This window comes from Arthrobacter rhombi (genome assembly GCF_900163545.1).
Classification (GTDB): domain Bacteria; phylum Actinomycetota; class Actinomycetes; order Actinomycetales; family Micrococcaceae; genus Arthrobacter_H; species Arthrobacter_H rhombi_A.
The window spans coordinates 71799-82469 of the sequence record NZ_FUHW01000023.1; the positions used below are offsets into that span (position 1 = coordinate 71799).

8 protein-coding genes and 1 pseudogene are annotated in these 10671 nt (G+C 65.0%); 2 read left to right on the top strand and 7 right to left on the bottom strand.

The features are described 5' to 3' along the window. Positions 1–3: 3 nt before the first annotated feature. From FM101_RS06100 to FM101_RS06115, 5 genes are all read right to left on the bottom strand, one after another. On the bottom strand, positions 4–1365 hold the full coding sequence (locus tag FM101_RS06100) for a bifunctional folylpolyglutamate synthase/dihydrofolate synthase (protein WP_086996955.1): 1362 nt from the start codon (positions 1363–1365) through the stop codon (positions 4–6). Further along, positions 1366–4623 carry an isoleucine--tRNA ligase gene (gene ileS, locus FM101_RS06105; RefSeq protein WP_086996958.1) on the bottom strand — a complete coding sequence of 1086 codons (3258 nt, stop codon included), beginning with the start codon at positions 4621–4623 and terminating at the stop codon, positions 1366–1368. A gap of 288 nt (positions 4624–4911) precedes the next feature. Further along, complete coding sequence (locus FM101_RS06110; RefSeq protein WP_179204255.1) at positions 4912–5556, bottom strand: phosphotransferase; 645 nt, start codon at positions 5554–5556, stop codon at positions 4912–4914. Between the two features lie 29 nt (positions 5557–5585). Continuing rightward, a complete protein-coding gene (locus tag FM101_RS15715; RefSeq protein WP_158225911.1) occupies positions 5586–6098 on the bottom strand; it encodes a hypothetical protein in 513 nt (170 codons plus the stop codon). Positions 6099–6148: 50 nt separating this feature from the next. After that, entirely contained in the window at positions 6149–7774 is a 1626-nt protein-coding gene (locus tag FM101_RS06115) for an amidohydrolase (RefSeq protein WP_086996964.1), read from the bottom strand. An 81-nt stretch (positions 7775–7855) separates the two neighbouring features. On the opposite strand from FM101_RS06115, the gene FM101_RS06120 reads away from it, so the two are divergent. Next, on the top strand, positions 7856–8683 hold the full coding sequence (locus FM101_RS06120) for a hydrolase (protein ID WP_086996966.1): 828 nt from the start codon (positions 7856–7858) through the stop codon (positions 8681–8683). A gap of 29 nt (positions 8684–8712) precedes the next feature. On the opposite strand, the gene FM101_RS06125 is transcribed toward FM101_RS06120, so the two are convergent. Further along, complete coding sequence (locus tag FM101_RS06125; protein ID WP_086996968.1) at positions 8713–9396, bottom strand: hypothetical protein; 684 nt, start codon at positions 9394–9396, stop codon at positions 8713–8715. A gap of 108 nt (positions 9397–9504) precedes the next feature. On the opposite strand from FM101_RS06125, the gene FM101_RS06130 reads away from it, so the two are divergent. Then, complete coding sequence (locus FM101_RS06130) at positions 9505–9858, top strand: hypothetical protein (RefSeq protein ID WP_086996971.1); 354 nt, start codon at positions 9505–9507, stop codon at positions 9856–9858. Between the two features lie 10 nt (positions 9859–9868). Here the strand turns inward: FM101_RS06130 and FM101_RS06135 are convergent. Further along, a pseudogene (locus FM101_RS06135) lies at positions 9869–10671 on the bottom strand (pyridine nucleotide-disulfide oxidoreductase); the annotation flags it as partial.

Below are 10671 nucleotides of genomic sequence, written 5' to 3' on the forward strand. Positions count from 1 at the left end.
TGCTTACTTTCCTAACAGGGTGCGTGCTTCGCCCACGACGGTAATCGATCCGGTGATCAGGACGCCACCGGTGAGGTCCTCGGTGGCTTCGGCGTGGCCGATCGCCCATTCCAAGGCATCGTCGAGACGATCGCTGACGTGGATGTCCTGGTCATTGAACCCGGCCTTCAAGGCCAGTTCGCCCAGTTCGGCGGCCGGGATGGACCGGGGGGACGTGGACTGGGTGAGGCAGATGCCGTGGACGAGGTCCCCGTACTGGACGTACAGCTCATCGAGCATCGCCCGTGCATCTTTTTCCTGCAGGATCCCCACGACGAGTACGAGGGCACTGAAATCGAAGGCCTCCTTCACCGCCTGTGCCGAGACGGCCAGACCCGCGGGGTTATGTCCGGCGTCGACCAGGACGGTGGGGGCCGAGCGCACCAGTTCGAGCCGGCCGGGGCTGGACACATTGGCGAACGCCATCCGGACCAGGTCTTCCTCCAGTGCCTGCTCCCCGCCGCCGAGGAAGGCCTCCATCGCGGCCACTGCCACGGCCGCGTTCTGGCCCTGATGGGCTCCGTGTAGGGGCAGGGCCAGATCTTCATACCGTCCGGCAATGCCCTGGATGGTCAGTGCCTGTCCGCCGACGGCCAGCCGGCGGGACTCCACACCAAATTCCACGCCTTCGAAACGGAAGGGGACCTCGAGTTCGCGGGCCCTTTCAAGCAGCACCTGGGCCGCCTCGGGTTCCTGGGCCGAGGAGATCAGGAAGCCGCCGGGCTTGATGATGCCGGCCTTTTCCAGGGCGATGTCGTGGACGGTGTCCCCGAGCAGGTCGGTGTGGTCCAGGGAAATCGGGGTCACCACCGAAACCTGTCCGTCGCCGACATTGGTGGCATCGGTGATGCCCCCCAGGCCCACCTCGATCACGGCGACGTCCACGGGTGCGTCGGCGAAGACCGCGAAGCACAGGATCGTCAATGCTTCGAAGTAGGTCAGCGGGTTCTCCCCCGCCTCCTCCAGTTCGGCGTCGACGATGGCCAAAAACGGGCGGATTTCATCCCAATTACGGACGAAGTCCTCATCGGAAACCGGTTCCCCGTCGATGCTGATGCGTTCGGTCACACTGGCCAGATGCGGGCTGGTGTACCTGCCGACCCGCAGGTCGTGGGCGAGGACCAGTTGTTCGATGATCCGTGCGGTGGAGGTTTTACCGTTGGTTCCGGTGAGATGGATGATCGGCATGGCCCTGTTGGGCTCGCCGAGGACCTCCATGGCCCGGAACATCGGTTCCATCCGTGGTTCCATCTTATTTTCGGGCGCGCGGCCCAACAGCTCGGCATAGACGCTTTGGACCGAGAACTCGTCATGGTCGGGGCTCATTCAGGCAACCGTCCGTTCTACCGAGATGGTGGTGTCGACATCGCCGGGGATCAGTTCCAGATCGATGGTCAAGGTTTCGTGCTTGACCAGTTCGGCGTTGGCGTGCAGGGCATCGATGATGTCCTGCGGGGCATTGATGGTGGTCAGGATCCTGTCGCTGACGTGCAGGTCAGCATCCTTACGGGCCTGCTGGATCGAACGAACCATATCGCGGGCGGTGCCTTCGGCCTCCAGTTCGGCGGTGACGTCGGTGTTCAGGACCACGAAACCACCGCCGGGGAGCATCGAGACGGCGGTGGATCCGCCGTCGTCCCCGTCGGCGACCACCGTTTCCAGGGTGTATTCCCCTTCTTCAAGCGCCAGCCCACCCGAGGTGACGACGCCGTCGGTGAGCGACCAGTTGCCCGTTTTGGAGCCCTTGATCGCTACCTGGACGTTCTTGCCCAGCCGGGGTCCTGCGGCCCGGGCGTTCACGACGAGTTTTTGTTCGATCCCGAATTCCTCCGGGGAGGCGTCGGCGGCGTCGACCAGCCGGACATGGCGCAGGTTCAGTTCGTCGGCGATGACCTCGGTTCCGGATTCCAGCTCGGAGGAGGCGGGAACGACCACGGTGAGTTCCTGCAGCGGCAGGCGCACCCGCAGTTTGGCTGCCTTGCGCAGGCTCGAACCGGTTGAGCAGACTTGCCGGATCCTGTCCATGCGGGCGACGAGCTCGGGATTGGCGGCGAAGGTGCCGGTTTCGGGCCAGTCGGTCAGGTGGACCGAACGCCCACCGGTGAGACCACGCCAGATCTCCTCGGTCACCAACGGCAGCAGTGGGGCGGCCACCCGGCAGAGGGCTTCCAACGCGGTGTGCAGGGCGTCGAAGGCGTCGGTATCTTCGGCGAAGAAGCGGTCGCGGCTACGCCTGACATACCAGTTGGTGAGCATATCCAGGTAGGACCTCAAGGCGTCGCAGGCCCCTGAGACGTCGTAGGCGTCCAGACGGGTGCCGATCTCGGAGACGAGGTCCCCCGTATTGGCCAACAGGTACTGATCCAGGGTGTCGGTGTACCCGTCATGGCGCAGCTTCGCCTCATAGCCGGCCCCGGAGTTCGCGGAGTTGGTGTAGAGGGTGAAGAAGCTGTAGACATTCCACAGCGGGAGGATGACCTGGCGGACTCCGTCACGGATGCCTTGTTCGGTGACCACGAGGTTGCCACCGCGCAGGATGGGGCTGGACATCAGGAACCAGCGCATCGCGTCGGAACCGTCACGGTCCAGGACCTCGTTGACGTCGGGGAAGTTATGCAACGACTTGGACATTTTTTGTCCGTCAGAGCCCAGCACGATCCCGTGGCTGATGACGTTGCGGAAGGCCGGGCGGTCGAAGAGCGCGGTGGAGAGCACGTGGAGCATGTAGAACCAGCCGCGGGTCTGTCCGATGTATTCGACGATGAAATCCGCGGGGTGGTGGGTGGAGAACCAGTCCTTATTCTCGAACGGGTAGTGCACCTGCCCATAGGGCATGGAGCCGGAGTCGAACCAGACGTCCAGGACGTCCTCGACCCGGCGCATGGTGGAGGCCCCGGTGGGGTCGTCCGGGTTGGGCCGGGTGAGTTCGTCGATGAACGGGCGGTGCAGGTCGACCTCGCCCTCGTGGTTCAACGGCAGGCGACCGAAGGCCTCCTCCATTTCGGCCAGCGAACCGTAGACATCGGTGCGTGGGTAGTCGGGGTTATCCGAAACCCAGACGGGGATCGGGCTGCCCCAGTAGCGGTTGCGGGAGATCGACCAGTCGCGGGCGTTCTCCAGCCATTTGCCGAACTGGCCGTCCTTCACATTGGAAGGGATCCAGTTGATGTCCTGGTTCAGTTCGCTCATCCGGGCCTTGATCTTGGTGACCTCGACGTACCAGGAGGAGATGGCCCGGTAGATCAGCGGGGTCCGGCAACGCCAGCAATGCGGGTAGGAGTGCACATAGCTGGCCTGGCGGACCAACCGACCGGAAGACTTCAGGTCGGAAATGATGGCCTTATTCGCGTCGAAGACCTGCACGCCGGCGATCTGGGACAGCGGGCCCTGGGCGAAGAGCGGCAGGAACTTGGCGCCCTCATCAACCGAGAGCACGACGGGGATTCCGTTGGCCTCGCAGATTTTCTGGTCCTCTTCGCCATAGGCGGGGGCCTGGTGGACGATGCCGGTGCCGTCGGTGGTGGTGACGTAGTCGGCGACCAGGATCCGCCAAGATTTGGCGGTGCCGTAGGTCTCGTCATCGGCGAAATAATCCCAGAGCCGCTCGTATTCCAGCCCCTCCAATTCGGACCCCTGGTAGGTGGCGGTGACTGCTTCGGCCGCGGCAGCAGCGTCGTCGTACCCGAGGTCCTTGGCGTAGGCGCCGAGCAGGTCCGAGGCCAGCATGAAGGACTCCCCCGCCGCGCTGGTTCCTGCGGGGCCCGCGGGAACGACGACGTAGTAGACGTCGGGTCCCACGGCGAGAGCCTGGTTGGTGGGCAGCGTCCACGGCGTGGTGGTCCAGGCGATCGCCTGGGTGCCGGCCAGCTGCTGGGAGATCTTGCTTTCCCCGGCCAGGATGCCGAAGGTGACCGTGACGGTCTGGTCCTGGCGGTCCTTATAGACGTCTTCGTCCATGCGCAGCTCGTGGTTGGACAGCGGCGTCTCGTCCTTCCAGCAATACGGCAGCACCCGGTAGCCGTTATAGGTCAGGCCCTGGGTGTGCAGCTGCTTGAAGGCCCAGAGGACCGATTCCATGTAGTCGACGTTCAGCGTCTTATAGTCGTTGTCGAAGTCTACCCAGCGGGCCTGCCGAGTGACATATTCCTGCCATTCACCGGCGTACTTCATCACCGAGGAACGGCAGGCGTCGTTGAACTTGTCGATGCCCATGGCCTCGATCTGCTGCTTATCCGTCATCCCGAGCTGCTTCATCGCCTCGAGTTCGGCGGGCAGTCCGTGGGTATCCCAGCCGAAGCGGCGTTCCACACGCTTGCCTCGCTGGGTCTGGTAGCGCGCGACGAGGTCCTTGACGTAGCCGGTGAGTAGGTGTCCGTAGTGCGGCAAGCCGTTGGCGAAGGGAGGGCCGTCATAGAAGACGAATTCGTTGGCCCCGTCAGCCCCTGCGGGTCGGGCGTCGATGGAGGCCTGAAAGGTCTGGTCGTCTTCCCAGTACTTCAGCACGCGTTCCTCGATCTCGGGGAACCGCGGCGAGGCGGGCGTGACGTTCTGCGGATCGGTGGAGGCCTTGGGGTACAAACTCATCAGCGGCAGTCCTGGCATCGGTTCGACGTTGTCTGACAACGTCTGGTGTTCTCGATGCGGGGACGATTCCCGGCATTCGGTTGCCGGTTCTCGCGGTACCACCCCGCTTGTCCGCGGGCCCACCTGACAGGAGGGCCGCGCGAACCGCTCGCACTGGGCTTTCACGCGCCCAACCGCCCGGTTCTACTGGGTCTGCACGGGGGCTGACCGTTCTTCCGGAAGCTCACCGGTGATGGCCGGGTCGTTGCTGGTGCTTCCAGTCTAGCGGATACCAGGGCGGTGGTGCGCTCATGCTGCGGGCCGGCGCTCCCCGTCCACGAGAAGGTTGGCCGGGATCAGATCGCCATGGCTCATGACGTCTTCACCGCCAGCCGGAAGTTCACGGAATGAGCCCCACATCAAACGCAGACGGGCAACGTCGAGCAGGCCCTCGCTTTTTTCGAAGCAGTGCTCCATCCAGCCGTCGTGATCGGGGAGGTCTCCCCCGCGGCCGCCGCCGCTGAAGGTACGGCCGTGTCTGTCGGTTTTCCGCAGGGCCAGGATGAGTCGGACGAGATCGTCGGCGAACCGAATCGAGCCCGCAAGGCCGGAGGGAGTCGCGACGCTACCGGGAATCCACGTTTGGAGCGTCCACGGCAGGGGGTAGGAATCGCCGCGCCGGCCCAGGCCGACGCAGGTTGGTGTGGGAACAGGGCTGGGCCCCGCGAGCTCGCTCATGGCACCGGCTTCGGCACGCAGGGATTCGGCCAGCTCGTCCGGGTCGGTGCGGCGGAGCGGAAAGCGTGCAGCCAACAGATCGCCGACGCGGAAGATGGCATTGACGGTTCCCGTGCTTGGAAGATAGCTGACGGGTTCCCGCATCAGGTGTGGAAACTGTTGACGGATCAAGGACTGGACCGTGGGAACGTCAATCGCGATCTGGTCGTGGTGCACAGGTCCTTCTTTGTCTGGGCTGGCCGGCTTCAATGGAGGAAGACCTTCAACCCGACGACCAGCAGCCCCAGAAGTGCCGTGCACCCGGAAACCATGAGACGAGTCCATACGGTGGGGGCCCAGCGCAGCGACGACAGATATCCCACCACGGCGAGCAGGAAGACGTTGACCCATAGTGCCGTCCACAGGACCACCTCGTCGCTGAGCACCCCGAGGACACCCAGCAACAGGATGCCCAGTGGGATGACGGCCGCCAAGAGCAACCCCACCGAATGGCGCCAGGCATGGGCGATCTCGCCGCGAAAAGTTGCCTGGCCCGGTTCGCTCTGGTTCAGGTGCGCTACGGCGACAGCGAAGAGATGGGCCGCCCAGAAGACGACGACCGTGCCGAGCACCTTGAAGAAATTCTCCGCCGACGTGTTGGCATAACGGCCCATCACGATCAGCATGGCGGAGACCACGATGAGCCCATACACCGCCGATTCGAAGGAGGACCCTGGACGCCGGGTCCAGGATCCACTGCCCCCGGGGTTCTTCCTCATGCCCTCAGTATCCCGAAGAACCCCACTCCGGACCACAGGCTCGGCGAACCCTACGCGAATCGCACGATCCCGCCCCGGCGGGTTTGTGCGACGGCGATGTCCTGGATCCGTGTGGGATCCACCGCCGTCGGATCCTCTTCAAGCAACACCAGATCCGCGTACTTCCCCGTTTCGATCGATCCGGTCACGTCATCGGCCCGGCATTGCCAGGCGGCGTCGATGGTCACGGCCCGCAGGGCTGCTTCAACACTGATGCGCTCGTCCGGGTTCAGGACCCCGCCTCCTTCGGCCATGATCCGGGTGACCGCATCCTGCACGTAGCGCAGCGGCTCAAGTGGGGTGACGTTCCAATCGCTGTGCAGCGAGATGCGCAGGCCACCGGCCAGCGCCGAGGCGCAGGGGTCGTAGAAGTTGGTGCGTTCGGGGCCCAGCAACCGCTCGCGGAACGCCTGGCCCCACCATCTGACATGTCCGATGAGAAACGATGGTGAAACCCCTGCTGCCGCCATGCGGGCAATATGTTCCGGACGGGTGAGGCTGCAGTGTTCGATCCGGTGCCGGTGGTCGCTCCGCGGGTGGGCGGCCAGCGCTTGTTCGAAGGCGTCCAGGGTCGTGTCGATGGCCGCGTCCCCGTTGGCGTGGACGCCGATCTGCCAACCGTCACGGTGGGCCCGGGACACCACGGCCGCCAGTTCCGCGGGCGAATGGTTCAGGGCCCCTCGGCTGCTCTTGCCGAGATAGGGTTCGCGTTGGAATCCGGTGCCTGCCTGGTTGGACCCATCCGACCACGCCTTGATGCCGTCAACCCGGAACAGGTCGTCCCCGTCGCCCGGGCGCACTCCCTTGGCCATCCAGTCGTCATAGCAGCTCGAGACCAGCATGCCCCGATATCTGACGGGTGAATCGGCGTCGAGTACAGTGCGCAGGACGTCCAGATCCGAGGTGCCGTCGATGGAACCGATCCCGCAGTCGTGCAGCAAGGTGACCCCTTGGCCGGCTGCCTGCCACAGCAGCTCGCGAATCCTGCCGGCCAAGCCAGCACCGGTGGCGAAGGGAAGCCCCGCACCGAAGGCGGCCAGGGCCGAGGATTCTTCCAGCCGGCCGGTGGGCTCACCCTGGGCATCGCGGGTATAGCGGCCCGCCGGCGGATCCGGGGTATGCCGGTCGATACCGGCCCGGGCCAGGGCGGCGGAGTTGACGTAGGCGATATGCCCGTTGCTTTCCAACACCAGCGCCGGAGCGTGCGGGACCAGGCGGTCCAAAACATAGCGGTCCAGCACCGGGTGGCCGGCGGTGATGCTCGGATCAAATTGCTGCGCCAGAACCCAGCCCGTCGAGGCAGGGACGGCCTGGCGCAGAGCGGTGAAGACCTCGTCCGCCGTGGGACGAGTCATGGGGCTGATATCGGTCCAGTCGGCCAACTGCACCATGGAGGAATGCATATGGGGGTCGATCAATCCCGGCAGCAACGCCCTGCCCTCCAGGTCGATCTGCTCGGTCCCGGCACCGATCAGCCCAGAGAGCTCCTCGGTGGAACCCACTGCGAGGATAAGCCCATCACGGACTGCCACTGCTTGGGCTCGCGGCTTCCGCGCGTCCATGGTCAGAATTGGCCCGCCGGAGAAAAACTGGTCGGCTGGCTGGTTGATGGTCTGCGAAAGGCGGGGTTCGGACATGTCACCGATGATAGTCCGGCCTCGGATTCCGCCCGGCGAACCCTTGACGTGTCACCGGTCGAGCACCGAAGAATGGTGTCCATGACCATCTGGATCTGTGCAACCTGCGGCATCGAGCATCCCGACACCGAGGCCCCGCCGTCGTCCTGCGCCATCTGTCTGGACGCGAGGCAATATGTACCGGCCACCGGGCAGCGGTGGACCCACCAGCTGGAGCTCTCGGCCGACGGCCACCGGATGCACGTCGAACCGCTTGAACCGGGGTTGCACGGGTTGTCCGTGTCCCCACGGTTGGCGATCGGCCAGCGGGGGCTGCTGGTGTGTACGGACGAGGGGAACCTGTTGTGGGAGCCGCCCGGGTATCTCGATGAGGAGACCCTCGCGGCGGTGCAGGAGCTGGGAGGGGTGGATGCCATCTCCGCGAGTCATCCCCATCTGACCGGGGCCTCCATCCAGTGGAGCCATGCCTTCAACCGGGCCCCGGTGTGGGTGGCGTCGGCGGACCGGGCGTGGATTCGCAGGCCCGACCCGGTCATTGAGCTGTGGTCGGGGGTGCATGAGGTGCTCCCAGGATTGACAATGATCCAATGCGGCGGCCATTTCGCGGGCAGTTCGGTCGTCCATTGGGCTACGGGGGCCGCTGGGAAGGGCACCATGCTCAGCGGGGACACGATCCAGATCGGCGCCGACCGGGCCTCGGTGAGCGCCATGCGCAGTTATCCGAACAACATTCCGCTGCCGGCCCGTTCCATCCGCCGGATCCTGGAGGCCACCACGGCCTATGACTATGACCGGATATACAGTGCCTTCGCCGTCATCGAGCAGGGGGCCAAACCGGTGGTGGAGTCCTCACTGTCCAGGTACATGGATTGGGTTCAGGGCAACGTCCCGGATGAACCGGACCGGTAGCCCGACGGACCCTGACCGCGCAGGGACCGCTATTTACGCGAAATAACGTCCCCGCTGTTCACGATCACGAACTCGTGGTCCTCCGTGAGCAGGTTGAGGTAGCCCGAATCGACGCTGAGCACGTAGGCCGTCAGCGGACCGCCGGTGGTTTCGATGTGCTCCAACGGAACCCAGGGGGTCTGGACAAAAGCGGCCACCAGGAGCAGGGAGATCCCGGACACCCACCCCACGCTCGCCATGGCCTTGGCAAAGGCCCGGCGCACCGGGTTCTTCGAGGAAAGCATCCGGATCAAGGCAAAGAGCCCGAAGACGGCGGCCACGGCGACGGGAAGCCACCAGACCTCGAAGGATACGGTCAGCGCTGCCAGCGTCACCAACGCCAGCGTGGTAGCCAAGAGCACCACCGGTCGCCGGCCCAGCGGGGACCACACATAGGTGGCCAGCAATAAGGGCAGGATCACGATCATCAGGTAGGTCACCAGCAGGTGGCCTGCCATCAGCGAACCGAACAGCAGTGCCAGACCATCGCTCAAACCCAGCGTCGTGCTGACCGCAAAGGCCGTGTCCCAGTCGTAGCCGGAGACGGCGAAGATGCGCAGGATCAAAAAGACGAAGCCACCGGCGGCTGCCGGGGCGACGGTTCCTGCGTACCGGTGGGCAATCTCTGCCGGCCGTGACTCGTCCAGGGGCGGCTTCGGGGTTACGGCGGTCATGCCTTGAGGCTACTTCTCCCCCGCGGGACCGGCCGTGGGGCCGCGCCGCTGGGCGGGGTTTCCGTCGCGGCCATTTCCCCCGCTCTGCCGCCCCGCTAGGGTGGCTGCATGAGTGAAGACGTGGTGTTTCCGCATACGAGGGAATCCGACAACGAGAAATTGGGCTACCTGAAGATGACGGAAGAGGGATTCGTGCCCATCGACCTGTTATGGAACGAACTCGAGGCGGCCATGGAGCTGACCGCGGCCGAGGCCCGCCTCGAGGAGCCGGGCCTGGGGTATCTGGCCGAGGACTGGTGGTTGGATGTCGACAACCAGGCCGAACGGGTCAAGGTCAGCATCCGGGAGGTGTCGATGGAGCGGGTCGTGGTGGCCAATGCCGACTTCGATTATCCCGAAGACATCGGCTTCGAGTTCGTCCTGGCCAATCCCACGCCGCGGCTCCATCCCGCCTCCTCCTAGCCGGGCGAGCTTAGACAGAGGCCCCCACGTCACTGCCCTGGCGCTCGCCGGTGGAGGCTTCGACCATGGCCCCGCGGTCGACGACCTTGATGCGTTCACGGGCCGCCGGCCCCGCCGCCGTGACGACGGGTTCGGCGGCCTCCCCCAGTGCCCGTTCATGGGCATCGAGGGCGATCCATCCGGCCCAGTCAGTGAATTCCACTCCACGGGCGGCGAGCAGTCGGGGCACCTCCGCGGGCTCCGGGACGACGGCGGTCGGAAGGTTGTCGAGGTCCTGAAGCAGGAGCGTGATGGTTTCCAGGGCATCTCCCTTGGTATGGCCGATCAGGCCCACCGGACCGCGCTTGATCCACCCGGTGGCATACAGTCCGGAAACGTGGCCTCCTGCCTCGTCGAGGACCCGTCCCCCGGCGTTGGGGATGACCCCGTTGCTGCCGTCATAAGCCAGGTCGGGCAGGGCGGAGCCGAAGTAGCCGATGGCCCGGTAGACGGCCTGGACGTCGTAGTCCACGATGTCCCCGGTCCCGCGCACGTTTCCGGTGCCATCGAGTTCCTGGCGTTCGAATCGGATGCCTTCGACGGCCCCGTTGTTTCCGGTGATCTCCACCGGGGCGTGCAGGAAGTGCAGATGCAGCCGCCGCGAGGCAGGGGTCCGGGTACCGGCTTCCTCGGCCTCTTCACGGTCTTCCTGCTCGATGAGCCAGTTGGTGAGGGTGTTCACCATGGTCTTGGCCTGGTTGTTGGTTTTGATCGTCTCGTCGGAGGCGGCATCGAATTCGAAGTCCTCCGGGTAGAGGACGATGTCCACGTCCT

Bases quoted from the DNA above. Each gene is read 5' to 3' on its own strand.
- FM101_RS06115 (WP_086996964.1), bottom strand. From the start codon at position 7,774: ATGTCCGAACCCCGCCTTTCGCAGACCATCAACCAGCCAGCCGACCAG.
- FM101_RS06125 (WP_086996968.1), bottom strand. From the start codon at position 9,396: ATGACCGCCGTAACCCCGAAGCCGCCCCTGGACGAGTCACGGCCGGCA.
- FM101_RS15715 (WP_158225911.1), bottom strand. From the start codon at position 6,098: ATGAGGAAGAACCCCGGGGGCAGTGGATCCTGGACCCGGCGTCCAGGG.
- ileS (WP_086996958.1), bottom strand. From the start codon at position 4,623: ATGAGTTTGTACCCCAAGGCCTCCACCGATCCGCAGAACGTCACGCCC.
- FM101_RS06130 (WP_086996971.1), top strand. From the start codon at position 9,505: ATGAGTGAAGACGTGGTGTTTCCGCATACGAGGGAATCCGACAACGAG.
- FM101_RS06120 (WP_086996966.1), top strand. From the start codon at position 7,856: ATGACCATCTGGATCTGTGCAACCTGCGGCATCGAGCATCCCGACACC.
- FM101_RS06100 (WP_086996955.1), bottom strand. From the start codon at position 1,365: ATGAGCCCCGACCATGACGAGTTCTCGGTCCAAAGCGTCTATGCCGAG.